The organism is Halomonas sp. MES3-P3E (assembly GCF_002836035.1).
Lineage (GTDB): Bacteria > Pseudomonadota > Gammaproteobacteria > Pseudomonadales > Halomonadaceae > Vreelandella > Vreelandella arctica.
The window spans coordinates 1-25,399 of record NZ_PJBT01000028.1 but is presented as its reverse complement, the minus strand read 5'-3'; the positions used below and the strand labels follow the sequence as shown (position 1 = coordinate 25,399).

25 protein-coding genes and 1 pseudogene are annotated in these 25,399 nt (G+C 53.1%); 23 read left to right on the top strand and 3 right to left on the bottom strand.

The window, feature by feature from the left end; translation table 11 throughout:
• The 13 genes and pseudogenes from CXF87_RS09245 to CXF87_RS09185 form a co-directional block, all read left to right on the top strand.
• Positions 1-714 (top strand): substrate-binding domain-containing protein (locus tag CXF87_RS09245; RefSeq protein ID WP_101146431.1); only part of this gene is annotated, 714 nt, incomplete at its 5' end.
• 90 nt (positions 715-804) lie between these two features.
• Positions 805-1,857 (top strand): sugar phosphate isomerase/epimerase family protein, encoded by a 1,053-nt coding sequence (locus tag CXF87_RS09240; RefSeq protein WP_101146430.1) that lies wholly within the window; start codon positions 805-807, stop codon positions 1,855-1,857.
• A gap of 57 nt (positions 1,858-1,914) precedes the next feature.
• Positions 1,915-3,078: a Gfo/Idh/MocA family protein gene (locus CXF87_RS09235; protein WP_101146429.1), complete on the top strand. Its 1,164-nt coding sequence runs from the start codon at positions 1,915-1,917 to the stop codon at positions 3,076-3,078.
• Between the two features lie 43 nt (positions 3,079-3,121).
• Positions 3,122-3,892 carry an SDR family NAD(P)-dependent oxidoreductase gene (locus CXF87_RS09230; protein ID WP_101146428.1) on the top strand — a complete coding sequence of 257 codons (771 nt, stop codon included), beginning with the start codon at positions 3,122-3,124 and terminating at the stop codon, positions 3,890-3,892.
• Between the two features lie 75 nt (positions 3,893-3,967).
• Positions 3,968-5,092, top strand: coding sequence for a heparan-alpha-glucosaminide N-acetyltransferase domain-containing protein (locus tag CXF87_RS09225; protein WP_101146427.1), 1,125 nt, complete (start codon positions 3,968-3,970; stop codon positions 5,090-5,092).
• A 29-nt stretch (positions 5,093-5,121) separates the two neighbouring features.
• Positions 5,122-6,240, top strand: a complete 1,119-nt coding sequence (locus CXF87_RS09220) for a serine hydrolase (RefSeq protein ID WP_232774855.1) — start codon at positions 5,122-5,124, stop codon at positions 6,238-6,240.
• 39 nt (positions 6,241-6,279) lie between these two features.
• Positions 6,280-6,567, top strand: a pseudogene (locus CXF87_RS09215) (peptidylprolyl isomerase); the annotation flags it as partial.
• Between the two features lie 83 nt (positions 6,568-6,650).
• The gene (locus CXF87_RS09210; protein WP_101146426.1) at positions 6,651-7,586 is read left to right on the top strand and encodes an ABC transporter ATP-binding protein; all 936 of its coding nucleotides are present in this window, start codon (positions 6,651-6,653) and stop codon (positions 7,584-7,586) included.
• Positions 7,583-8,344, top strand: a complete 762-nt coding sequence (locus CXF87_RS09205; RefSeq protein WP_008959452.1) for an ABC transporter permease — start codon at positions 7,583-7,585, stop codon at positions 8,342-8,344. Before CXF87_RS09210 ends, CXF87_RS09205 begins: the two co-directional genes overlap by 4 nt.
• Before the next feature lie 33 nt (positions 8,345-8,377).
• A complete protein-coding gene (locus CXF87_RS09200; protein WP_101146425.1) occupies positions 8,378-9,388 on the top strand; it encodes a nucleoid-associated protein in 1,011 nt (336 codons plus the stop codon).
• Positions 9,389-9,450: 62 nt separating this feature from the next.
• Positions 9,451-10,401 (top strand): hypothetical protein, encoded by a 951-nt coding sequence (locus tag CXF87_RS09195; RefSeq protein WP_101146424.1) that lies wholly within the window; start codon positions 9,451-9,453, stop codon positions 10,399-10,401.
• 21 nt (positions 10,402-10,422) lie between these two features.
• On the top strand, positions 10,423-10,887 hold the full coding sequence (locus CXF87_RS09190; protein ID WP_035561485.1) for a tellurite resistance TerB family protein: 465 nt from the start codon (positions 10,423-10,425) through the stop codon (positions 10,885-10,887).
• Positions 10,880-11,473, top strand: a complete 594-nt coding sequence (locus tag CXF87_RS09185; RefSeq protein ID WP_035561488.1) for an exopolysaccharide biosynthesis protein — start codon at positions 10,880-10,882, stop codon at positions 11,471-11,473. Before CXF87_RS09190 ends, CXF87_RS09185 begins: the two co-directional genes overlap by 8 nt.
• A gap of 38 nt (positions 11,474-11,511) precedes the next feature.
• Here the strand turns inward: CXF87_RS09185 and CXF87_RS09180 are convergent, their stop codons facing one another.
• Positions 11,512-12,534, bottom strand: a complete 1,023-nt coding sequence (locus CXF87_RS09180) for a serine hydrolase domain-containing protein (protein ID WP_101146423.1) — start codon at positions 12,532-12,534, stop codon at positions 11,512-11,514.
• 207 nt (positions 12,535-12,741) lie between these two features.
• On the opposite strand from CXF87_RS09180, the gene CXF87_RS09175 reads away from it, so the two are divergent.
• Positions 12,742-13,038 carry a helix-turn-helix domain-containing protein gene (locus tag CXF87_RS09175; protein WP_101146422.1) on the top strand — a complete coding sequence of 99 codons (297 nt, stop codon included), beginning with the start codon at positions 12,742-12,744 and terminating at the stop codon, positions 13,036-13,038.
• On the top strand, positions 13,035-14,273 hold the full coding sequence (locus CXF87_RS09170) for a type II toxin-antitoxin system HipA family toxin (RefSeq protein ID WP_101146421.1): 1,239 nt from the start codon (positions 13,035-13,037) through the stop codon (positions 14,271-14,273). Before CXF87_RS09175 ends, CXF87_RS09170 begins: the two co-directional genes overlap by 4 nt.
• Before the next feature lie 273 nt (positions 14,274-14,546).
• On the opposite strand, the gene CXF87_RS09165 is transcribed toward CXF87_RS09170, so the two are convergent.
• Positions 14,547-14,798 carry a hypothetical protein gene (locus CXF87_RS09165; protein WP_101146420.1) on the bottom strand — a complete coding sequence of 84 codons (252 nt, stop codon included), beginning with the start codon at positions 14,796-14,798 and terminating at the stop codon, positions 14,547-14,549.
• 281 nt (positions 14,799-15,079) lie between these two features.
• Here CXF87_RS09165 and CXF87_RS09160 point away from each other — a divergent pair, with 281 nt between their 5' ends.
• The 4 genes from CXF87_RS09160 to CXF87_RS09145 all read left to right on the top strand — a co-directional run bounded on the left by CXF87_RS09160 (position 15,080) and on the right by CXF87_RS09145 (position 20,723).
• Positions 15,080-16,408 (top strand): UDP-glucose dehydrogenase family protein, encoded by a 1,329-nt coding sequence (locus CXF87_RS09160; RefSeq protein WP_101146419.1) that lies wholly within the window; start codon positions 15,080-15,082, stop codon positions 16,406-16,408.
• Between the two features lie 254 nt (positions 16,409-16,662).
• A complete protein-coding gene (gene fliD, locus CXF87_RS09155) occupies positions 16,663-18,015 on the top strand; it encodes a flagellar filament capping protein FliD (protein ID WP_101146418.1) in 1,353 nt (450 codons plus the stop codon).
• A 199-nt stretch (positions 18,016-18,214) separates the two neighbouring features.
• The gene (gene fliD, locus CXF87_RS09150) at positions 18,215-19,600 is read left to right on the top strand and encodes a flagellar filament capping protein FliD (RefSeq protein ID WP_101146417.1); all 1,386 of its coding nucleotides are present in this window, start codon (positions 18,215-18,217) and stop codon (positions 19,598-19,600) included.
• Positions 19,601-19,742: 142 nt separating this feature from the next.
• The gene (locus tag CXF87_RS09145) at positions 19,743-20,723 is read left to right on the top strand and encodes an Rpn family recombination-promoting nuclease/putative transposase (protein ID WP_101146416.1); all 981 of its coding nucleotides are present in this window, start codon (positions 19,743-19,745) and stop codon (positions 20,721-20,723) included.
• 228 nt (positions 20,724-20,951) lie between these two features.
• Here the strand turns inward: CXF87_RS09145 and CXF87_RS09140 are convergent, their stop codons facing one another.
• Positions 20,952-21,533 carry a cell division protein ZipA C-terminal FtsZ-binding domain-containing protein gene (locus tag CXF87_RS09140; RefSeq protein ID WP_101146415.1) on the bottom strand — a complete coding sequence of 194 codons (582 nt, stop codon included), beginning with the start codon at positions 21,531-21,533 and terminating at the stop codon, positions 20,952-20,954.
• Between the two features lie 232 nt (positions 21,534-21,765).
• Between CXF87_RS09140 and CXF87_RS21935 the strand changes: the two genes are divergently transcribed.
• The 4 genes from CXF87_RS21935 to CXF87_RS09125 form a co-directional block, all read left to right on the top strand.
• Positions 21,766-21,963 (top strand): flagellin N-terminal helical domain-containing protein, encoded by a 198-nt coding sequence (locus tag CXF87_RS21935; RefSeq protein ID WP_232774852.1) that lies wholly within the window; start codon positions 21,766-21,768, stop codon positions 21,961-21,963.
• A 393-nt stretch (positions 21,964-22,356) separates the two neighbouring features.
• Positions 22,357-22,674, top strand: a complete 318-nt coding sequence (locus tag CXF87_RS21745; RefSeq protein WP_198556037.1) for a hypothetical protein — start codon at positions 22,357-22,359, stop codon at positions 22,672-22,674.
• A gap of 9 nt (positions 22,675-22,683) precedes the next feature.
• Positions 22,684-23,343, top strand: a complete 660-nt coding sequence (locus CXF87_RS22325) for a flagellin (protein ID WP_332870633.1) — start codon at positions 22,684-22,686, stop codon at positions 23,341-23,343.
• A gap of 160 nt (positions 23,344-23,503) precedes the next feature.
• On the top strand, positions 23,504-25,399 hold a 1,896-nt coding region (locus CXF87_RS09125; protein WP_157826483.1), incomplete at its 3' end, for an O-linked N-acetylglucosamine transferase, SPINDLY family protein.

The following is a 25,399-nucleotide window of genomic DNA, read 5'->3' as shown; positions in this document are numbered from 1 at the left end:
GAGGACTTGGTGTCGCTGCGAAATATTGATGCGCTGGTGGTGCTGCCGTTCGAGTCTGGCCCGCTGACCGATCCGGTGCGCCGGGTTAAAGAATCCGGCGTGTTCGTGACCGTGGTAGATCGAGGCCTGACGGAAGAGGGGATCCAGGATCTCTATGTCGCGGGCAACAACCATGAGTTAGGCCGCGTTTCCGGCGAATACATCCGCGAACGCCTTGATGATGAAGGCGACATTGTGGTGCTGCGCGGTATTCCCACGGTGATTGACGACGAACGTGTGCAAGGTTTCCAAGAGGCGATTGAAGGCTCTGAGATCAATATTCTCGATATGCAGCACGCCAACTGGAATCGCGATGATGGTTTCGAGGTCATGCAGGACTATTTAGCACGTTTCGAGAATATCGATGCCGTTTGGGCGCAGGATGACGACATTGCGCTGGGTGTCATTGAGGCGGTACGCCAAGCGGATCGCGAAGAAGAGCTGTTTATCGTCGGCGGGGCGGGCATGAAGGACATCATCAAGCGGGTCATGGACGGTGATGAGCTGGTGCCGGTGGATGTGCTCTATCCGCCCGCGATGATTGCCACCGCCATGGATCTGACCGTTCAGCACTTTGTCTCCAATGGCCCCGTGCTGGGCGAATACATTCTGGGTTCGCCGCTGATTACCCAGGAGAACGCCGAGCAGTACTACTTCCCTGACTCGCCGTTCTGATCACGGTATGACCAAAAGGCGCGGGTGAAAAACACCAACCCCACCCGCGCCTATCTGCTCACTGAATCCAAACGATATTGAGAGAGTCCTATGAAAACAATCAAAGGGCCTGCGCTCTTTCTCGCCCAGTTCGCTGGTGACGAAGCTCCTTTTAATAGCCTGGATAGCATTGCTGGCTGGGCGGCGGGGCTGGGTTATCAGGGCGTACAGATTCCCAGTTGGGATGCCCGCCTGTTCGATTTAAAACGCGCTGCCGAGAGCCGCACTTACTGTGATGAGGTGATAGGCACTCTGGCCCAGCACGGCTTAGCACTCACCGAACTCTCCACCCACCTTCAGGGCCAGCTAGTGGCGGTGCATCCCGCTTATGATGAGATGTTCGATGGCTTTGCGGTACCCGAAGTGCGCGGTAATCCCAAAGTGCGTCAGGCGTGGGCCGTCGAACAGCTAAAGCTAGCAGCCAAGGCGTCGCAAAACCTTGGTTTAACCGACCACGGCACCTTTTCGGGCTCGCTTGCGTGGCCCTACGTCTACCCCTGGCCCCAGCGACCGGTAGGATTGATCGAAACCGCGTTCGATGAGTTGGCGAAACGTTGGCGGCCGATTCTGGACGCCTTTGACGAGGCGGGCGTGAACCTCTGCTACGAGATCCACCCCGGCGAAGACCTGCACGATGGCATCACCTTTGAGATGTTCCTCGATCGGGTCGGCAACCATCCACGCTGCCACATCCTTTATGATCCTAGCCACCTGATCTTGCAGCAGCTCGACTACCGCGGCTTTCTGGATGTGTATCGCGACCATATTCAGATGTTCCACGTTAAGGACGCCGAGTTTAATCCCAGCCCCAAGCAAGGCGTTTATTCCGGCTACCAGTCGTGGACGGAGCGCGCAGGGCGTTTTCGCTCCCTGGGCGATGGCCAAATCGACTTCAAGTCGATCTTTTCCTGGATGGCGGCTAACGACTATCACGGCTGGGCGGTGCTGGAGTGGGAGTGCTGCTTGAAGCATCCAGAAGTCGGCGCCCGTGAAGGCGCAACCTTTATCCGCGACCACATTATTCATGTCACCGAGAGGGCGTTTGATGACTTCGCTGACGGCGGCTCCGACCAGGCCGCCAATCGCCGTATCCTCGGTCTTTAATAACGCGCCTCAATTAATTCAACCAATTAATTCAATGACAGCGGAGAGCAACACGACATGAGTACTCAACACGACACGCCGCGTCGGCTGCGCCTGGGCATGGTCGGCGGTGGCCAGGGAGCATTTATCGGCGGGGTACACCGCATCGCTGCTCGGTTGGATGACCATTACGAACTGGTGGCCGGGGCCTTTGCCTCTGACCCCGAGCGCAGCCGGGCCGCGGCCGCAGAACTGCACGTGGCCGCAGATCGCGCTTATCCCGACTACCAAACCATGGCCGAAGCAGAGCGGCAGCGATCGGATGGCATTGATGTGGTCGCCATTGTCACGCCCAACCATGTGCACTTCGACGTAGCGCGCATCTTTTTAGAAGCAGGCTTTCACGTTATCTGCGACAAGCCGATGACGATCACCCTGGAAGAGGCGCAAACCCTCGCCGAGCTGGTGGAACGGACGGGATTGTTCTTTGGCTTGACCCATAACTACTCCGGCTACTCATTGGTTCGCCAAGCGCGCGAGATGGTGGCCAACGGTGAGCTGGGTGATCTCCGCGTCGTCCAGGTGGAGTACCCGCAAGATTGGCTCTCCACCCGCTTGGAAGAGAGCGGCGTAAAGCAGGCCGAATGGCGCACCGATCCCAAACGTAGCGGGCCAGCTGGCTGCTTAGGCGATATCGGCACTCACGCGTATCACCTGGCGCGCTATGTCACTGGGTTGCAACTGGAATCACTCGCCGCCGATATGCACACCTTTGTCGAAGGGCGCGCGCTGGATGACAACGTCCATATGCTGCTGCGCTTCAAGGGCGGAGCCCGGGGAATGCTTTGGTCGAGCCAAGTCGCGCCGGGCAACGAAAACGGCCTGCAGCTGCGCGTTTATGGAAGCCTTGGTGGCCTTGCCTGGCGCCAGGAAACGCCCAATCAGTTAGTCCATTCGCCGCTGGGTGAGCCCACACGGCTATTGACTCGCAACGGCCCAGGCCTAGGCGACGCCGCCATGGCGGCTGCGCGAATTCCACCGGGGCATCCGGAAGGCTATCTCGAAGCCTTCGCCCAGCTCTATCGCGATTTCGCCGTGCAAATTCACGCCCACCAACGGGGTGACCACGCTGATGAGCTGGCGATGCAAACACCGGGCGTGGCCGACGGTGTCGATGGTTTAACGTTTATTACCCGCGCACTGGCCTCGTCCGCCGCCGGTGGGCAGTGGGTGGATATGTGAAGACGGCCACCTGAGATAACAACAACATCAAGAGAGAGCCGCTATGAACCAGCCCTTAGCGCGTTATAGGTGCCTTGAGCAGCGTGTGGTCTTTATTACCGGCGGCGGCAGCGGCATTGGTGCTTCGCTGACCCGTGCCTTTCATCATCAGGGCGCACGGGTGGTATTTGTCGATATCAACGACGAAGCCAGCGAGGCGTTGGTCGCCGAGCTTAGTGCCGCAGCCGGGGAGCCACCGCTTTACCACCACTGCGATATTCGCGATGTGGAAAGTCTGCAAAAGGTCATCGCCGATACCGGCCAAAACGTCGGGCCGATCCATACGCTCGTGAACAATGCCGCAAGCGATGATCGTCACCGTTGGCAGGATGTCGATGCTGCCTACTGGGATGAACGCATGTCGCTCAACCTACGACCCATGTTCTTTGCCGCCCAGGCGGCGGCTGAACAGATGATGCAAACGGGCGGAGGGTCGATCATTAATTTTGGCTCAGTCAGTGTACAAATGGCGCTCGGCGGTTTGCCCGCCTACGTCACCGCCAAAGCCGCAGTGCATGGCTTAACCCGCAGCCTGGCCCGCGACCTGGGCGAACACAATATTCGCGTTAATACGCTGGTGCCCGGCGCAGTGATGACCGAACGGCAGATCGAAAAGTGGATTAGTCCCGAGGACGAAATCACCATTCAAGAGCGCCAGTGCCTAAAAATTCGCCTTGAGCCCCAACATATCGCTCCCGCCGTGCTGTTTTTAGCCAGCGCGGAAAGCAAAGCCATTACTGGCCAAGAGCTGGCGGTGGACGCTGGCTGGGCCTAGAGGAAGTCTGTTGGTTATGGTGTAACGCCTCGTTTTGCGTAATGATTTGATCCTTGCCCCTACAAGGACGTTTCGATGCCGCTGAATTGGATGCCTCTGAACTGGACAGAAAAGCCCCAACTGCCCAAAGCAGAAGGTCGTATAGAAGCGATTGATTTGGCGCGAGGTCTAGCCATTGGCTTAATGATCATAAGCCACGCCATTAGCGGTCTCGTCGGCATTCGAAATGTGCCCGATTGGGGAATGGTGCCGATCCATTTTCTGACCAAATTCTCCTCATCGCTGTTTATTATGGTGTTTGGCATCGCGCTGGCCGTGGCGTTTCTTTCGCATACCCAAAGTGACGATTGGCCAAGGCGCCGCTTAAAGCTCTGGCTACGTGCCGTAGAAGTATGGTTTTGGTACAAGGCGCTGACTATCTTTGAAATGCTTCCCTACTACCCACCTAACGAGATCGTCGATGCCTTGCTCTATGGGCGCTTTGCGATTTGGGTCGAAATCTTAGGTTTCTATGCCATTGCGCTGCTTTGGGTGCCGCTGATGTTACCGCTATGGGCGCGGGCACCGCTGTGGAGTCGACTCGCTACGATTGGTGCATTAACCGCGCTGACCGTCTGGCTGCAGAGTCTTACGTTTGGTGGCAACGATATTCTGAAAGCGCTGCTAGTGGATCACGAAGACCATTACACCTGGGGGCAGATCAGCCGCGCACCGATGATTCTAGTCGGGCTGCTTATCGGTGAAGCGTTACTCCGTTGCTATTTTGAACCGGCCTCTCGCCGACGCTTAGTGTTTACGCTACTGGGTCTGGGTGCGCTGATGGTGGCGGGGTTTTATGCACTGGCGTTTGCCAGTGGCGATGTACAAGCGGCGATGCTCGCCGTTGCCAATAATGTTGGTAAACACCCGCCAGGGCTTGAGTTCATGCTGTTTAGCTTGGGCGGGGCACTGGTGCTGTTAGCGCTGGCGTTAGCCGGGGGCGCCAAAGCCGCCAAGGCACTTTTACCGCTGACGATGGTCGGTTCAGATGCCCTGAAAGCGTTTATTTTCCATATTGTGATGATCTTTTTAGTGCTCCGCTTTTTGTGGGAAGGCGAGGGAATGTACACCTACCCACAGGCACTGGGCGTGGGTGGCCTGTTGATACTTGGCGCCGCGGCGTGGATTGGGCTGACCCGCTGGATGGCTAACCACCGCTAAAAGCGATTAATAACGGCTGGAGTAACGATTTGCGATACTGGATTCAATGCGGGTTTTTTATTGCGATTGCACTGCTCATAGTGCTCCCTGCACACGCACATGGGTACGAAACAAATTGGTACTATGAAGTCGATAAGCAGAGCGCTTGGCAGGGCGATTTAGCCTCTCGTTTGAAGGCTATCGAAGGGGTATTTGAGGGCGAACTGGGCGTTTATGTACAAAACCTCGTCAGTGGTGAAGCTTTTTCCTGGCGCGCCGATGCCCCTTGGTATTTAGCCTCGCTGATTAAAATACCGGTGGCGGCGCAAGTGCTGGCCGAACGTCAGGCAGGCACCCTGACGCTGGATGAGCGGCTAACGCTTGCCCAAAGTGACTTTGTCGATGGCGCGGGACCTACCAACTGGCACGACCCCGGTACGCCCATCTCCATCCGCTACTTGATGGAGCAGATGATTACCGTCAGCGATAACACCGCTACCGATATGTTGATTGATCGAGTGGGGCTGGATGCCGTCAACGAGCGCGCTCGTACCATGATCGCGGCAAGCGGCGGCAACCCTGACGAGATCGGCCCCATCTCTAAACTGGTCGGCGTGCGCCAGGGCGTTTATGGCGAGCTTCACCCTGATGCGCGCGCGCTTGGTGGAATGGATTTTATCGCTCTGCGCCAGCATGCGGTAAGCCAGCGTGCCCAGGCGTTGGCCCGCGCGTTAGGCGTTCGCACAGAATCCTTTACCCAGCCCGATTACGACCAGGCGTTTGATGCCTATGAAGCCACCGGCGAAAACGTGGGCACCTTACGCGCCTTTGGCGACTTACTAGCTAGCCTGCACGGCGGCATAGATGACTTAAGCGCCGAGCAGCGACAAACCCTATTAGCGGTGATGCAGCGAACCAGTTCCGGCAAACGGCGTCTTAAAGCGGGCCTGGGGGAAGGCATAAACTTTGCCCATAAAACCGGCACTCAGCAGCGGCGCAGTTGCGATGCCGGTATTGCCGAGCGTGCCAACGTTGAGACCACCACCGAAGGGCCGTGGGTGATCGTTAGCTGTACTCGCGGGCCAGCGGCGGTAAGCGCTCACGAGCGCGCCTTGGCCAGTGTCGGTGAAGCGTTGCGTTATAGCGGAGCCCTGGGTAAGCCGTGGTAAACTACTGCCCCGAATGATTCTCAGAACCTACTTAGTCAGGAGCAACTTATGACACAAGCCAGCGCCCGCCACATTCTAGTCAGCAGCGAAGAGCAGTGCCTAGCACTCAAGAAAGAAATCGAAAACGGCCGTGATTTTGCTGAAGTCGCCAAAGAGCACTCCAGCTGTCCCTCCAGCCGCCAAGGCGGCGACCTCGGCAGTTTTGGCCCCGGCCAAATGGTGCCTGAGTTCGATAAGGTCGTCTTCAATGACGAGGTCGGCCAAGTGCACGGCCCGGTGAAAACCCAGTTTGGTTATCACCTGCTCGAAGTCACCAGCCGCACTTAACTTTTCCTAACCAAACGCTCTTAATTTCGCCTAAAAGGCCGTCAAGCACCGCGGTTGTTAAACCGCGGTGTGAGGAGTACGCCTTGAACGACCCAATTATTACTATTAGCGGCCTGAATAAAACCTATGAAAGTGGCTTTCAGGCGTTAACCCATATTGATTTAACCATTCACCGTGGCGAAATATTTGCGCTGCTTGGCCCCAATGGAGCAGGGAAAACAACGCTGATTAGCGTGGTGTGTGGCTTGGTCAATCCCACCGCTGGCCATGTCATGGTCGATGGGTTTGATAATATTACCCACTACCGCCAAGCCCGCGAGCGCATTGGGCTAGTGCCCCAAGAACTGACCAACGAAGCATTTGAAACCGTCTGGAACACGGTTAGTTTCAGCCGCGGCCTGTTTGGCAAAGCGCCTAATCCGGCCCATATCGAGAAAGTGCTCAAGTCGCTGGCGCTCTGGGATAAGCGCAACAACCGGCTCATGACGCTCTCGGGCGGCATGAAACGCCGTGTGTTGATCGCCAAAGCGCTATCGCATGAGCCGCGCATTCTATTTCTGGATGAGCCCACCGCCGGGGTCGACGTTGAACTGCGCCGTGAGATGTGGGATGTCGTGCGCCAACTGCGCGATAACGGCGTGACGATCATATTGACCACCCACTACATCGAAGAAGCCGAAGAGATGGCCGACCGCATCGGCGTCATTAATCGCGGTGAACTGGTGCTGGTAGAAGAGAAAGCCGCCTTGATGAGCAAGTTGGGCAGCAAGCAGCTAACACTGAACTTACACAGCCCGCTGACAGAGATACCTGCGAACCTACAACGCTTTGAACTAAGCTTAGCCGCTGAAGGGTTTGAATTGATCTATACCTACGATGGCAGCCAGGAAGAGGACGGTCACGCGATTTCAGAGTTTTTAACTGCGCTGGAGCGGGAAGGGGTTACCTTTAAAGATCTCAATACTCGGCAAAGCTCGCTTGAAGATATTTTTGTCGATTTGGTTAAGGAGCGCGCATGAATCTTCACCCCGTTCGCGCCATCTATATGGCCGAAATGGCCCGTACGCGCCGCACGTTACTGCAGAGCATTGTCTCGCCTGTCATCTCCACATCGCTCTATTTTGTGGTGTTCGGTGCCGCGATCGGCTCGCGGATCAGTGAGGTCAATGGGGTTAGCTACGGCGCCTTTATCGTGCCGGGTCTGATTATGCTGATGCTGCTGACGCAAAGCGTTTCCAACGCCTCCTTCGGTATCTTTTTCCCGAAGTTTTCCGGCAGTATTTATGAGCTGCTTTCAGCGCCTATTTCACATTTAGAGATAGTGATTGGCTACGTGGGCGCGGCAGCTTCAAAATCGATCTTGCTGGGGCTGATTATCCTGGCGACCTCAAACTTCTTTGTGCCGCTGGAGATTGCTCATCCCTTTTGGATGCTCTTCTTCCTCGTGCTAACGGCGGTCACCTTTAGCCTGCTCGGCTTTATCATTGGTATATGGGCGGATGGCTTTGACCGGCTACAGCTGGTGCCGCTGCTGGTGATCACGCCGCTGACCTTTTTGGGCGGCAGCTTCTACTCTATTGATATGCTGCCGCCGTTTTGGCAAACCATCACCTTGGCCAATCCTGTGGTGTACCTAGTGAGCGGCTTTCGCTGGAGCTTTTACGGTATTAGCGATGTTAGCCTAGCGGCAAGCGTGGGCATGATCACCCTGTTCCTGGTGGCTTGCTTGGCCACGATTGGCTGGATTTTTCGCACCGGTTACCGCCTTAAACCCTGATCCTTTTTAAACCCTGGAAGCTAGTAGACCTTTATGCCACTACTGCAAAGTATTGTGCACCGCCTTGACCCGACACTAGACGGTGAGCGCCTAACCCTAACCGCTGCGCCCCAAGAACAGGCGGCTCCCAGCGACGACCCGGTAATGACAAGCCTAGTGGGTGCGCTGAACGACACCTACAACACTAAGCCCAAAGGTTGGGGGCGCTTTGCCGACGAGGGCGAATCAGCAGGGCCGCTTGCGGTGTGGCTGCGTGCTTATCTTGCCGATGAACAGAGTTTTGCTGAGCTTTCTGTGGCACTGGCCGAACGGCTGGCCAAGCAGCTTCAAGAGCAGTTGTCAGTCAGTGGTTACCTAGTGATCAGCCACCAGCGCCAGGGCGATACGGAAACTCTGCTGATCGCACTGGTTCACCAGCGTGAAGGGATTGGCATTAATGCTGAGCACCACGCGGTGCCCGCGGCCCAGCTCAATACCAGCCAGCTTACGCTGGCAGCGCGCATCAATCTTACCCAGTGGCAGAGCGATGCCCCGAGTGCGCAGTATGTCTCGTTCCTAAAAGATCGCGGCGGCAAAAAACTCGCCGAGGGCTTGGTTGCCTTACTGGGCATGGAAGAGGGCGTTGATGGCCCGGCGGAAACCCGCACGCTACTAAAAGCGTTTAGCGACTATGTCGAGAAAGAGGATTACGACGACGAAGTGAGCCGTGAAAAAACCGACACGCTGGTCGATTACGCCAATGAGCAATTGCGCCGTGGCGAGCCGATGACCCTGGAAGAACTTTCCGGCTTGGTCAACGAACAGCAGCCCAAAGCGTTTTATGAGCATATCCGCAACGCCGATTACGGGCTCTCGCCGGAAATCCCCCCCGATAAGCGCACCTTGAGCCAATTTCGCCGCTTCACCGGGCGTGCGGGCGGCGTCTCGATTAGTTTTGACTCCCACCTGCTTGGTTCAAGCATTGAGTACGATGCTGCCCAGGATCGCTTGATCATTAAGCAAGTGCCCAAGCAATTAAGAGAGCAGCTCACCAAGCAGGATTGAGGTAAGGATATCTAGCCAGAAGAGCTCTATGCTAGATTCGAGTAGTTGAAATAGGAGCTTGCATGAGCGAAGCGGATACCTCCCGACCCGCCGACCACGACAGCCCTTGGAAGATGGCGCTGGAAGGGTACTTCCAAGAGTTTTTGGCGCTATTGTTCCCAGCCATTCATGAACAAGTGGATTGGTCGAAAGGCTTTAGCTTTCTCGATAAGGAGCTACAGCAGATCACGGCGGATGCCAACAGTGGTAGGCGTTACGCTGATAAGCTGATCAAGGTCTATGCACAAGATGGCAGCGAGACTTGGGTGCTGATCCACGTTGAAGTGCAGGGAGAGCCGGAGGAGGCTTTTGCTGAGCGAATGTACACCTATCAGTACCGGCTCCGTGACCGCTATGGGGTGGACGTGGTGAGCCTGGCGGTGCTGGCTGATACCCGCGATAGCTTCCGACCCACTACTTTCCGCTATCAGCGTTGGGGGTGCGAGCTGACCTTTACCTTCCCCACGGCTAAACTGATTGATTGGGAAGCTCGCTGGACGGAGCTGGAAACCAGCGACAATGTCTTTGCGCTGGTGGTGATGGCCCAGGTCTACGCTAAGCGATTGAAGGACGGCGCCACACGCAAGGATGTCAAGATTGCTCTCATTCGGCTGCTGTATGAACGGGGCTACAGCCGTGAACAGATTGTACGGTTGTTCAATATTATCGACTGGATGCTCCAGCTACCGAGAGCACTGGAGTCCGAATTTGTCCAGGCGGTCTACGCCATACAGGAGGAAAAACACATGCCTTATGTCAACACTGTTGAGCGCTTTGAGCGAGAGAAAGAGCGTCAAGAAGGGCGTCATGAAGGAGTGGAAGGTACGTTGCGTAAGCAAATCGCCTTAAAGTTTGGCGAGATGCCCGATTGGGCAGATCAGCGCCTAACATTGGCTTCAGACGCACAGCTAGATGAATGGGTAGTGCAGATTCTGACGGCAGATAGCTTGGAAGTTCTGCTTGATCAGCACTAACCATGCTAAATGGAGACCCCAATGCTGAATGCCATTAGTGATTTTTTCCAACGCACGCTGGCGCAACCTGAACAGCGTGAAAACCAAACGCTGACGCTGGAGCTTGCCACCGCCGCGCTGCTGTGTGAAATCGTCCGCGCTGATTACGACACCACCGACGAAGAGCTGGCCACACTGCGCAGCATGCTAATTGAGCGCTACCGACTAAGCGAAAGCGATGTAGAAGAGCTAATGTCGCTTGCTCAGGCGGAAGTAGATGAGGCCGTTGATCACTACCAGTTCGTTAGCCTGATTAAAGAGCACTATAACTACGGCCAGCGCTGTGAGTTGGTGGCACAAATGTGGCAACTGGCTTGGGCCGACGGCAATGTTGACCCGCTAGAAGAGCACCGCATTCGCCGCCTCGCGGATTTGCTACATGTCAGCCACAGTGATTTTATCCGCACCAAACTGCACGTAGAGGAGCGCAATAACCACGATGCATAACCGCAATGAAGACTCGAATTTAATGGACCTAATTGACTCAATAGAGAACATGGAGCAGGACGCTCCTCGAATCAGCGTTGATGATGTGGTTTATGCCGTAGGTCGGCGCTCGTTTGGGCCGCTCCTGCTGGTGGCTGGCTTAATTACCCTGACGCCGATTATTGGCGATATACCCGGTATGCCCACGCTGATGGCCGCGCTGGTGTTGCTGGTGTCAGTGCAATTATTAGCGGGTAGTGAAACGTTTTGGCTGCCTAAATGGCTATTAAAGCGCTCAATTTCGCGCCAAAAGTTTGATAAAGGCATTCATTACATGAAAAAGCCCGCCCGCTGGGTGGACGGGCTGCTGAAGGTTCGTCTGCCGTGGCTGACTGGGTATATCGGTATCCGCGTAACGGCGGTTGTGTGCCTGCTTATCGCACTCGCCATGCCGCCCATGGAGTTTATCCCCTTTTCAGCCAACGGCGCGGGGCTGGCGCTGTCGCTGTTGGGGCTAGGCCTGGTTGCCCGCGATGGCGTGGCGTTACTGCTGGGATTCGCGCTGTTTGGCGCTACCTGCGCCTTTATCGCGATGAATCTGTTATAAATTGAAGCGTTTTATTGTGTCCGGCGTTTAACCGGTAGCTACTGCGGGTCTTGCGCCAATAGCTCCTCCACCAGCCCATTCAGCCGCTGCTGGAACTGCCCGCCCGGCGAGGGTGGGTTGGGGTCTGAGGTGATCACGACTGTCATCTCACGCTCGGGAATAACAAACAGCGCTTGGCCACCATAGCCGCGCCCGTAGTAAACATTTTCCCCCGCTAACTGAGTAATAAACCAACCGAAACCGTATCCGTCGCCTGTCCAGCGAGAGGTGCCACGCGGCTGCCACGATGTTTCTACCCAGCCTTCCGGCAGAACCCGCTGCTCATTTCCAGATTCATCAATGACTAGCCCGTCGTTGCGATACAGCTCGCCCACCTCAATCAATGCCCGTGGTGAGAGCTGCATATCATTGCCACCAAAATAGATGCCTTGCGGGTCGCGTAGCCACGGGCGGATAGTGATATTGAGCGGATCGCCTAGCAGGCGTTGTGCAAGCGCATGGGTCGTCTCACCGCTGGTATGGGTGAGTGCGGCGGAAAGCAGATGGCTGGTGCCGGTTGAATAGAGCATTTCCCCGCCGGGTTCATCCACAAAAGGGCGAGTAATGGCATCGTTAACCCAGTTGTCACTGGCTACCCAAGCGCCATAGTTACTGCCGGAGGTACGCTCAAGCCCCGCCTGCAGTGCGAGTAGATGGGCCACCGTGATCTCGCTGACTTTTGGATCAACACCGCTAGGAAGATGCTCGCCAAACAAATCCACCATGGGCTGCTCGACGGAGTCGATAATATCCGCCTCAATCGCCGCACCAGTGACCGCTGCCAGCACGGTTTTGGAGAGCGATTTAATATTGGCAGGCGATGCCACCCCCGGCCCACCTTGATGATGTTCATGGATAATCTCGCCATTGTAGGCCACTACCATGCTGTGAATACGTTCAAGCTGGCGGGTTTGCTGGCCTAGTGCCTGGAGTGCTGTTGCAGAGGGTTTATTTGCTGCTGCGGCAGAAGTAGCGAACAACGACATAACAGCAAACGAAACAAGCAAAGGAGTAACGCGCATCGCAATACCTTCGGTATAAGTGGCAAAGGTTCGAGGCTAAGAAGCCGAAGAGGTTCCGCTACAGGTAGCCGCGAGCATTAAGGTTAGGTGACACTTTCTGCGCCTGAGACTGAACTGAATATTTATATGAATGGCTCATTTTTGAGCTTTTATAGCCAGTTTTAGTATATAGTGTTTTATAAATGACCCTTTATTGAGAGAGTTACTATGGCCCTGACCCACTCTCTGCTTGCGCCTGGCGAACTGGCCCAGCAGGTCGGTGCTAACGCACGGGAAACCCGATTGGCGCAGAACCTTTCCCGTAGAACCTTGGCGCAGATGGCGGGTGTTTCCGAGTCCACCATTAAACGATTCGAGTCTCATGGGCAAATAACCCTCGAAGGGCTTGTACTCATTGCCACGGCACTGGGCGCAACAGGTCAAATTGCCGAAATATTCAAGCATGAGCACCCAGTATCCCTTGAAGAAATCAAACGGACAGGTCGCACCCGGGGGCGAAAATGAAGCGGATCAACACTGTAGAGGTGCTGCTAGCAGGTAACCCAGTAGGGGAACTGGTCGCTAGTCGACAGGGGATCTACTTTGCCTATTACCCCCAGTGGGTGGCGGAAGGCTTCAATTTGTCGCCCTTGAATATGGATTTTACTACTCAACCACAAAAGGCGGCCGATCCACTTCTTTTTGCTGGTCTGCCGGGGGCATTTGCTGACTCGCTGCCAGATGGTTGGGGAATGCTGCTCATGGATCGTTATTTTCTTGCCGAATATGAAAAAGACCGGAGAGACATTTCTCCTCTTGACCGGTTGGCTTACATGGCCGACAGGGGGATGGGAGCGCTAGAGTATCGCCCCGTTCTCGAGCGTACCGTCGATGAAGACAATATCGACTTGGAACAACTTTATCAGGCCTCTCATGCTGTCTATGAAGGTGAGACTTCGTCCACTCTGAACGCCCTAAGATTGGCTGGTGGTTCTCCGGCTGGTGCCCGGCCCAAGGTTGTCGTCGCTTTGTCTCCTAATGGACGTCATTGCAGTACCTCGTTCAAAGACCTTTCGGCTGGCTACCAGCACTGGCTAGTGAAATTCCGCGCACCCAACGAGCATCGGGACACTGGTGCCATTGAGTACGCCTATTCATTGCTGGCAGAGCTTGCTGGGGTGAAAATGGCTGCGAGTAGGCTGATTGAGATCAACTCTGCAACGGGCATCGAACGTTTCTTTTCCGCTCAGCGTTTTGATCGCAATGGTAATAGCAAAATTCACATGATGACGGCTAGCGGTATTCTCTATGCTGATTACAGCGCCCCCTCGCTGGACTATTCAGACCTGTTGAAGGCAACTAACGCGTTCACCCGCCATTCAGAAGACGTTGAGCGAATGGCGAGGCTGATGGTGTTCAATGCCCTGACCCACAACCATGATGACCACGCAAAGAACTTCGCTTTTTTGCATGATCATGGGCGGTGGACGTTGGCGCCAGCTTATGACCTTACTTATGCCCCTGTTAGGGGTTATGCAGATGAGCACACCACCTCTATCAGCGGCGCAGGCGTGGCTACCCGGAAGAAGCTAAAACAGGTGTGCGCACCCTTTCGGTACTTAGATCCGGATCTCTACATTGAGCAAACCCTTGATGCCCTTGCTGGGTGGCCGACCCTTTGTCATGAATTAGAGATCGATAACCAGCAGCAGAAGCTTATTCAGCGCGCCTTTGACGAAAAATACCAACGCCTTGGATAGCACAAGAGTAGTCACTTTCGACTAGAGGGAGGCAGTGGAATTACGCAAAACAAGAAAAAGCCTGCTAGGATGGGGGTGTTGGCTCATGGGTAAGCAACCCTTTGATTTTACCTAAAACGCAATAAGCAAGGAGCGCCCTATGCGTAATATTATCTACATTATTGGCCTGATCGTCGTTGTGCTGTTCATTCTGTCGATGCTTGGCCTACGCTAAGCCCCATACAATAAGCCAAGCAAAAAACCGCCCACAAGCGAAAGCTGTGGGCGGTTTTTTTATGCGCAATCAGCAGCACCCTGACCAAACATATCAAACATCATCTCGCGGCCAAGGCCGGTCAATACAAAGCGGCCATACTCATTAAAGGTGGCAGCTTCACTAGTTTCCATCACTTGCTGGCAGGTTGCCCAGGTGGGCGCAGCTGCGCTAAGCGCGACAAGCTCGCGTTGGGCTAAGCCGCGCTGGGGCAGGGTGATGGTTTCTAGCACATGACCGTGGTCGTAAAGCAGTTCAGCGGCAATCGACAAACATTGGCGAAGGCTGCGTTGAACGTTTGCAGCCCACGAGACGCTTGGAGAGGGCGTTCTGTTGCCAGCTCGGGAGGACTAAGCTCTAAAGACATTAGTACTGGAGGCATCGAATGATCTCCTGCGGTCAGCCCAATAGGGGCTTGTTGCAGCGCATTATAGACTAAGGGCGATGTTAGACCAAGGTCTATAATCCGCGCGAGCATTCGTGCGCTAGCGCTCATCAACCGCAAGCCAATGTGCTACGCTCGCTGCCACGTACCTTAGTGAGTCAATGTGTCATGCATATCAGTGTATTCGGAACCGGCTATGTCGGCCTTGTCGCGGGCGCTTGTTTAGCCGATGTGGGCCATCAAGTCACCTGTATGGATGTTAACGCCGAGCGGATTGCGCAGCTTAATGCGGGCGACGTACCGATTTTTGAGCCAGGGCTTAGCACTATCGTTACCCACAACGTAGCCGCAGGGCGCTTACGCTTTACGACCGATGCGGCTCAAGCCGTAGCGGAGGGCGAGTTGTTATTTATCGCCGTGGGCACACCGCCCGATGAAGACGGCAGTGCCGACCTACGTTATGTGCTGGAAGTGGCGCGCACCATTGGCCAGCATATGGATAGCTACAAGTTGGTGATTGATAAGTCGACCGTACCGGTGGGAACTGCCGAAAAAGTTCACGCCGCTATTAGCGAGGTGCTTGAACAGCGCGGCGTCTCTCACGCCTTTGACGTTTGCTCCAACCCGGAGTTTATGAAAGAAGGGGCGGCGATTGAAGATTTTACCCGTGGCGCACGCATTATTGTCGGCACGGAAAGCGAGCGGGTGAAAGCGCGGATGCAAGAGTGCTACGCCCCCTACAATCGCAACCACGAAAAACTGATGTTTATGAGCGTGCGGGCCGCCGAGCTGACCAAATACGCCGCCAACGCCATGCTCGCGACCAAAATCAGCTTTATGAACGAGATCGCCAACCTTGCAGAACGGCTGGAAGTGGATGTCGAAGACGTGCGCCGAGGCATTGGCAGCGACCCACGCATTGGCTACCACTTTATCTACCCAGGCTGTGGCTACGGCGGCTCCTGCTTCCCCAAAGATGTTCAGGCGTTAGAGCGTGCCGCGCGCCAGTTAGGCTATACGCCGGAACTGCTTAGCGCCGTCGAAGCGGTTAATTTGCGCCAAAAGCAGACCCTATTCACAAAACTGCAAGATAACTTAGGCAATCTAAGTGGCAAGACCATCGCGGTGTGGGGGTTGGCGTTTAAACCCAACACCGATGATATGCGCGAAGCCCCAAGCCGCACCTTGATGGAAGCACTCTGGCAAGCGGGCGCGAAGGTGCAAGCGTTTGACCCAGAAGCAATGGCGGAATGCCGCCGCATTTATGGCGAGCGGGATGACCTGATGCTGGCGGGCGACCGGATTCAAGCCGTGAAAGGCGCCGATGCCCTGGTGATTTGCACCGAATGGAAAGAGTTTCGCAGTGTCGACTTCACCTGGCTAGCTGAGCAGCTAGCCGACAACGTCGTTATCGATGGGCGAAATTTGTACACGCCCGAAGCCGTGGAAGAGGCAGGGCTGCGTTACATTGGGGTAGGGCGCAGAAGCCGTGGCTAGGCGGATAAATTTAAATTAAGAAGATGTGCTTTACCTTCGGTTACTTTTTGACACGCAGTAAAGGCGACAAATCCTTAAGTTAGTTGTTAAATAGCCGAAGGTTTAATTAGTAAATTGATAGATTTTCAGACACGACAGGCGTTGCGCGATAAGTTTTGCACGAGAGATTCTGCACGATAAGTTTTGCAAGACAGGTTTCTGCAGTGGCAGCGCAAGCATAAACGTCACGACGTTATAAAAAAGGACGGTACAGCATGGCTTCCATTTCATCACTCGGTATTGGCTCAGGCCTCGACCTCAACGGTTTATTAGATCAATTGAAAGAGGCCGAGGAAGAGAAGCTGGTGCCGATTATTGAGCAGCAGGAAACTCAGAAGGCTAAAATTTCCGCCTACGGCCAGCTGCAAAGCGCGCTTTCAGCGTTTCAAGATTCCGCTGATGCGCTCAATGACAGCGCACTTTACGAGAGCCTTTCGACCAACGTGGGTGGAGAAGCGATCACCGCTACCGCCGATGCAGAAGCGCAGCCGGGCAGCTACAACGTAAGCGTTGATAAATTAGCGACCGCTGGAACACTGGCCACGGGCCGTGTTGATGCACCGGATGTTCAGCTTGTCGATACTGATACGACTTTAACATTAAATTTCACAGGCCAAGATCAAGGCAGCGTTGATATCAGCGTTACGCAGGGCGATAGCCTGGAAGACATCCGTGATGCCATTAACGCTAGGGAAGATAGCGGTGTTTCTGCGTCAGTGATCAACGATGGCGAAGGTTACCGTTTGGCTCTGAGTTCGTCAGAAACCGGTACTGAAGCGTCGATTGCAAGCAGCAATTTCAATGATGTTATCAATGTTACCCCCACGGATGTTGAAATCACCCAGGGCGGGCAAGATGCCGCGCTAAACGTTAATGGCATCGCGATCACCAGCCCTACTAACCAGGTTGAAGGCGCTATTCAGGGCGTAACGCTGAACCTTCAAGAAGAAGGCGAGAGCACGGTTAAAATAGAGCAGGACACACTCGCCGTACGCGAAGCCGTGACTAGCTTTGTGGATGCCTATAATGACCTAAAAGGCACCATGGGTGAGTTAACCAGTTTTGACGCTGAAACCGGTGCGGCAGGCGAATTGCTAGGCGATAGCGCCGTACGTACCGTTGAATCACGCATGCGCAGTGTGCTCAGTGGTGCTGTGGAAGGTGAGTTTTCAATGCTCAGTGATATCGGCATTTCACTGCAGACAGATGGCACGTTAGAAATCGATTCTGACGAACTTGATAACGCTATTTCCAGTAACCAAGATGCGCTATCAGCCTTTTTTGTAGGTAGTTCAGATGAAACCGGTATGGCGGGGCAGGTTAATACGATGGTTGAGCAATTGCTCAGCACCAATGGGACTGTTACTGGGGCGATAACGGGGGCGGAAAATCGCTCAGAATCGCTCGTTGAACGTTACACCCGCACGGAGCAATCCATTGATCAAACCATCTCGCGTTATCGCTCGCAATTTGGCCAATTAGATGGAATTATTGCGCAAATGAACCAAACGAGCAGCTACCTCACTCAGCAGTTCGATGCCTTAGACGCCCAGCTAGGTCGTGATTGATATTGACCGCTAGAAATTGACGTTTCCGACGCCTGCGTAAGCAGGCGTTTTTGTTGATAAAAACAAAATAGCCCAGCTAGCGGAAGAAAAAGCGCTAAAGTTGCCCTCTGTTCAGTCGATAAGCTAATTATCAAACTTTCTAGCGCAAACGATGCGCGTAATGTATTTGGTTTAGCCTTTTCACTGAGGAACATCCAGTATGGCGACAATAACCTCCCTTGGCGTTGGTTCGGGTCTTGACCTGACCGGCCTGTTGGATCAACTACAGGATGCGGAGCGTGGCAAGCTCGCCCCCATCACGCTGCAAAAAGAGCAACAGCAAGCCAAAATTTCAGCCTACGGCCAACTGCAAACTTCGCTCGATGCGTTTCAAGATGCAGTAGCCAAAATCAATGACCCAAAGCTCTATCAAAGCCTTTCCGCTAATGTTCGTGGTGATAGTATTACCGCCACGACCACAGCGAGTGCGCTACCGGGTAGTTACCGGGTAGAGGTTAGTCAGTTAGCGACCTCGGGCACGCTCGCCTCCGCGCGTGTCGATACAAAGGATCAACCGCTCGACCTGCAAGGTGCCACCGCGCTCAAACTCACGTTTGGCAATGGCGATTCGGTAGATATTGCTGTCGCAGCAGACAGTACGCTAAGTGAGATTCGTGATTCGATTAACGCCAACAAAGAATCAGGCGTTAACGCGACTATTATCAACGATGGCGAAGGCTACCGGCTGGCGCTAAGTTCCAAAGCTACCGGTGTCGACGCCTCTATTGACAGTTTTAGCTTTGTAGATGCTGCAGTAACCGGCCCATTCGGTGAAGCGACAGAAGCTGGGGCCAAGCAACAAGGGCAGGATGCGGCGTTAACCGTTAATGGCATTACGATTAGCAGCGCCAAGAACCAGATTGAAGGCGCTATTCAAGGCGTGACGCTCAACCTTGCTGAACTCAGTATTGCAGAAGGCGAAACTGCTTCTAGCACGGTTAATATTGAGCGTGACACGCTAAAACAACGCGAAGCGATTAACGGTTTTGTAAAAGCGTTTAACGAGTTAAAAGGCACCATTGGCACGCTGACAGCGTTTGACAGCGAGAGTGGCAGTGCAGCGGAGCTATTAGGCGACAGCACAGTGCGTACCATTGAGTCCCGCCTACGTAGCGTATTAACAGGGGGTGTGGAAGGAGGCGAGTTATCCACTTTGAGCCAATTAGGGATTACGCTGCAGCGCGACGGCACGTTAGAAGCAGATGACGACAAGCTAAGCGATTTGGTAGCCAATAATCCACAGGCGCTCAGTGACTTTTTTGCCGGTGACGAAGATGCGGGCGGCCTAGCGGGCAAGCTCGAAGCATCCATTGGGCAAATGCTGGGTGATAGCGGTGTGCTGAAGGGCGCGATCACAGGTGCGGAAAATCAAGTAAAAAGCCTGGATACTCGCTATGAGCGCATGGAAAAAAGTATCGAAAGTACGATCTCTCGTTACCGTAGCCAGTTCAGCCAGCTCGATGTAATGATCGCGCAAATGAACAGTACAAGCTCGTACCTCACACAGCAGTTCGATGCGCTGGATGCACAGCTGGGGCGCGATTAATAGCAGTCATTAGAGCGGCCTAACGGCCGTTTCTAACACAGCAAAGTAGTTTTATCATTGCGTGCGCCTTGCTACACACCTTGCAAAGATGCCCAGTAAAATACTGTCATGCTAAGATAAGTGAGACCCGAAAGGAGGGCGCATGGCGAATCACTACGATACTGGCTATAAAGAGCTCTTCAGCTACCCCGAGTTTGTCCAGCAACTGATAGAAGGTTTTGCACCGCTAGAAATCGCCGAATTAATGGATTTCAGTACATTGCAGCTACACAGCGGGAATTACATTACCCCGCTGTTTGAAGAAAAATTTGAAGACCTGGTATGGTCCGTGCAGGTAAATTGGCAAGGGGTTACCCAAGAAGTCTACCTTTACCTACTGCTAGAGTTTCAATCCACCGTAGACCGCACTATGCCCATTCGGCTTATGCACTATGTGGCCTGCTTTTATGATCATCTGTTAAAAACGAAAGCCACCACACCAAGTAAAGGCTTGCCGCCTATTTTTCCTATTGTGTTGTATAACGGTACTGAGCGCTGGACGGCTAAGCACGATGTATATGAGATGGTGCAGCCGGAACCGCCCGCTTTCTTGCAACCCTACCAACCGCATCTACGCTATTATTTAATTGATGAAGGCGCTTATAGTGGTGAGGAACTGGCGCAGCGTCATAGTGCTCTAAGTGGTGTGTTTGAAATAGAAAAGGCCTCGGTAGACCACACTTCGCTACAGCAAGCCGTGGATAGGATCGTCGGCATCATCCAAAATGATGCTAATAAAGAGCGGATCGATAAGATTCTAACCCGCTGGCTAAAGCGCCACCTGCAACAGCTGAATGCCGGTATCAACCTGGATCAGTTACATAGCTTAGTGGAGGACAAAGACATGCTGGCAGAAAATTTAGAAAACTGGCGTCAAAAAGAGCGGCAGGAAGGTCGGCAGGAAGGCCGCAATGAAGGCCGTCAAGAGGGTCGCCAAGAAGCTGAACTGCGTGCGCTAGAAAGCAAACGTCATGCGGTGCGTAAACTTATCGCCTTGACCGAAATGAATGACCAGCTGATCGCAGAAATTGAAGAACTACCCGTTGAGGAAGTAGAAAAGCTACGTGCTGAAACCCAACACTGAGTGGGAACAGCGCTGTCTATGTTATCGCGAACGCAGCGATCTCAGCCTTACCCAGCCGCCGCTTGAGATTGCCGTGTCGCTGCGTTTTTTGCACAGGCATTCAGCGCAGTAGGGATTCGGGGGAGTTTAGTACTTCTTGTGTCATGGTCAGAAAGGCAGTAGCAAAGCAAGCTGCGTTAATACTGCCGGTAAGGTAGTTCGCCCGACTATAGTTTACTTACCCTCTTGTTACATGGCTGCCAGCGCATCTTCCGTAATGGGGTTGCGTTTAGCATCAAGGATTTGGCCACCCAACGCCGCAACTTCACGAGTAAAGGTGATTAAGTCATCTGGGTTACGTGAAACTTTGCGTGCATTCAAAAAGCGGATCAAGATCGAAACTCCCTGCACCGGCGTGTGTTCGCCTTCTTGATGCAGCGGCGGTAGTTTACCCGGCGAGGTGGCGCTGGCCACCATCAATGGGTAACCCTGAGGCCCTGGCGGAAGGTGGAAGGCACCCAGCTCTATCTCGTAAAATGCGTTTTTCGCGTTTAACATCTCTCCCAACGCTTGATTAATCGCTTGGCTAGGGGCATCAAACACCACGAACAAGCACTGCTGAGTAGGTTTTTTGTTCTGTTGATGGGATTTTTTGCGCAGGCTTTGATGCGAGGGAGCGTCTGCTTGTACCACCGGCGAGGCTGTCGCCTTGGAAGGCGAAGTCGAGCCGTTACGTGGGGCGATCACTACCTTATAAAACAGCACAACGCTCACTAGCCCTAACACAATAGCGACGCCAGCCAGTAGTAGCGGGAGGAGTAAAGAAGTCATGGGTTGTCCTTTCGTGCTTTTGGATGATATTACGATACGCTCCTACGCATAAGAAAGCAGTGGCTTGACTAAATTACTCAGCCCAGCCTTTCGTACGATCACCAAAAATTACATAAATTTTTACTACTTTCCCTAAAGATTCTCCTCGCGGTGCCGTTAATTAATATAACGGCACACACAGTGGCCGAAAGCAGGCCTCAGGGCCAGTGTCCAAAGCAAGGAGTATCACACCATGTCAGTGATCAATACCAACATCACATCGATGATCGGCCAGCAAAACCTGAGCAAGTCTCAGAATGATCTGCAGACTTCTATGGAACGCTTGAGCTCTGGCCTGCGCATTAACAGCCAGATCACCGGTCTAGCTACTGCCCAGACAACGGAAGGTGGCTTAAACCAGGTTAACGAAAACTTACAACGGCACAAATAGCGAAGACGATTTACAGTCTATCCAAGATGAAGTTAACCGTATTTCAGAAGAAACTGACTTTAACGGTACGCGCGTATTATCTGAAAGTTCAGAACCGCTTCAAATCCAAGTGGGTGCGGAAGATGGCCAAACCATCTCAGTGAACCTAGAGACCACTAACAGCAGTACGCTAGGTGTAGCTTCCTTTGATGTCCGCAATATGCTGTCAAGCACTAGTTTCTCTGCGGTTAGCGAAATTGAGCTAGACGGGGCTGTTGTCGATAATCGTACTTTATCCGCTGTTAATACGTTTACTCCAGGTACAGGTGCGGTTGGATCTAACATTACGGCTGATGGTGTCTTCCAGGTCGATGCAAGTGCAACCACTGCAGTGGGCTCAGATTTCGCTGTGCGTTGCAGCAAAATGACACCTCTGGTGAAGGCGCTGATGGTGCACCTGTAACATCCATTACTGAGTCAATTGGTGTAACGAATGCAAGCACAGATATTACTGGATTAACGGGTGTTGATGTTACTCCTGCAGGGACTAGCGTAGCTACTACTGGCTTTTTCGGAGCAACTGCAGGCGACGTTGAACTATTTGCTCGTGAAGATGTGGCGAATGGATATGCTGTTGATGTAACTGTAGCTCCGCGGCTGACCTGCAAGCTACCCAGGTTGCTTTATCCAACATTGAAAATCCGGGTGCTGGCAACGGTGTTACGGATATAAATTATTCTGTTGCAGCACCAGCAGCCGGCGATAATCTCTACAACATCGAAGCTGATGGTGGAAATGGCGCCAACGCCGAAGGAATATACAGGAGCTGCCGATTTTGCTGTAAAGGCAGATGATGGTCAGTACTACGCTGGTACGCTAGATGAAGAAACCGGTGAAGTATCTTGGGATTCTAGTTCTACAGCGCTGGCATCTACTGATGTGAATGTAGCGGGTGGCGCGCAAACGCAAGCAGTAATTTCTTCAGTTGAAACCGTAGCAGATGTGCCAGAAGGTAGCTATGTCCTTCAAGGCCAGGATGAGTTTGGTAACGATGCAACCTATGAAGCTGATGTCCAAGTCAATCAGACGTCAGGCACTATTACTAGCATTTCTATTGCCCAAGACGCCGATGGTAAAGATGTTCAGCTTACCGTTGATGCCCTGAGCACCCTGGACAACGCACTTAGCCAGATCGACTCTTTCCGTTCAGACCTGGGTGCCGTACAGAATCGCTTTGAGGATGCTATCACCAACCTAAGTACTAACGAGACTAACCTTTCCGCTGCGCGCTCACGCATCGAAGATGCTGACTATGCAATGGAAGTAGCCGATATGACGCGTGCTCAGATCCTGCAGCAGGCTAACCAGCTGCCGCAGAACGTCCTGTCTTTGTTGGGTTAATCTAAGGCGGTATCTCCTATCACCGCTTAACGAACCGGCCCTGTTGTGGGGTCGGTTTTTTATTTAAGCCGTTAGAATTTAGGACGTATCAAAACTGCCTGCTACTCAGGTAGTCTATAAATGAAGACAACCTAAACGATAATTATCCGTAGAGTTAACAATGGCTAAACCTTCTCGATCCAAAGCGCGCTATCCTCAACCGGGCATTAAACTTGCTAATAATGCTGTGCGGGAGCTCACAGTTGCGCAGGCAAAGCGGTTAACGAATAAAACACCCAGCGATGCAAATGCCTGGGTGCAGCTAGGAGTAGCCTATATTCGCGTAAATCAACACGCAGAAGCCATTGAGCCGTTCCAGCGAGCGGTAAACTTAAAAGAGGGAGCCGCGGATATTCACGCTTGGCTAGCAGCCGCCTACCAAGGATCAGGTGAGTTCTTATTGGCCAAGGAAAGCGCTCAGCACACGCTCACGTTAGATGAGTGTAATGTTCGGGCATTGATGATTCTTGCGATGATTGATCAGGATAATCATTTGTCTGCCAGTGCTTTGAAATGGTTAGAAAAAGCCGAAAATTACGAGCCTGAAAATGCGGATGTATTACATGCTAAGGCACGTGCGCTTTTTGGCCTGAATCGTTATGAAGAAGCGGAAATAATACTTGAAGATTTGACATGCCGTTACCCGAAAAACCTGGGGTACTGGAATGAACTGGGTGTTGTTCAACGCGAGCTGGGTGAGTTAGAAGCATCAGCGAATAGCTTCTATCAATCCATTAAGTATGGAGATAGTCCAACACCGTTTTCTAATTTGATTACTGGGTTTCATTACGACCCAGCCAAAAAGCAAAGCGATATAGCAGCCGTTTGTCGAGAGTGGCAACAGCGTTATGGCGTCCAGAACCCCCTCCCACGCCCTGTTCCCGATGACTTGTCGCCTACCCGAAAATTACGTATTGGGTTGTTTTCGGATGGGTTTCGTCAGCACCCTGTGGGCAACATGATTATTGCTGCTCTGGAAAGTACTCATCCAGAAGAAATGGAGTTTTACTTTTACTCCACAAATGTGAGCAGTGACGCTATCACTAAGCGCTTTCGCAAACTGGCAAGTCATTGGCAGGTAATTAAGTATCTAGATGATGCAGCGTTCAATCAGCAGGTGCGCGATGATAAAATTGATATCCTATTCGACTTAGCGGGCCACAATGCGGGAACGCGCTCAAAAGCTATTTCTATGCAGCCTGCACCGTTGATTGTTAAATGGGTCGGCGGGCTGATCAACACTACCGGTGTTGAAGCGATTGATTACTTAATAAGTGACCATATCGAAACACCTGAAGGTGAAGACAAGCACTACACTGAAAAACTAATTCGGTTACCAGACGACTATATCGTTTATTCTCAACCAGTTTATATGCCTAACATTGGGCCCCTCCCAGCAATATCTAATGAGTTCATCACCTTAGGTTGCTTCAATAACCCCACAAAGCTTAACGCTCAATTATTGAGCGAGTGGGCAACATTGATGCATCAGTTACCGAATTCACGTTTATTTCTGAAGGGAAAGCCCTATACCAGCGAAAGCTTCTGTGAGCGTATTTATACGTTAATGGAAAGCTTAGAGATTGAGCGGGAACGAGTGTTGCTAGAAGGGCCAGCAAATCATTGTGAGCTTCTCAACAGTTATAATCGTGTTGATATCGCGCTCGACCCATGGCCTTACTCCGGTGGGTTAAGTACCTGTGAGGCGTTGCTGATGGGCGTGCCAGCAGTGACTTTGCCTGGCCCTACGTTTGCTGGTCGGCATAGCGCTTCACACTTGATTAATGCTGATATGGCTGAATTGGTGGTAAGTAGCTGGGACGAGTACCGCGAAAGAGTGATTGAGCTAGCTAGTGATACTGATAGTTTAAGCACTATTCGTAACAGCTTGCGGCAGGTGTTATTACAGTCTCCAATGTGCGATGGTCGCCTTTTTGCCAAACACTTTATGTTGGCTATGCGCGCTATTTGGCAGCGTTACTGCGAAGATAAAGCGCCAGCGGCGCTTACTTTCAAT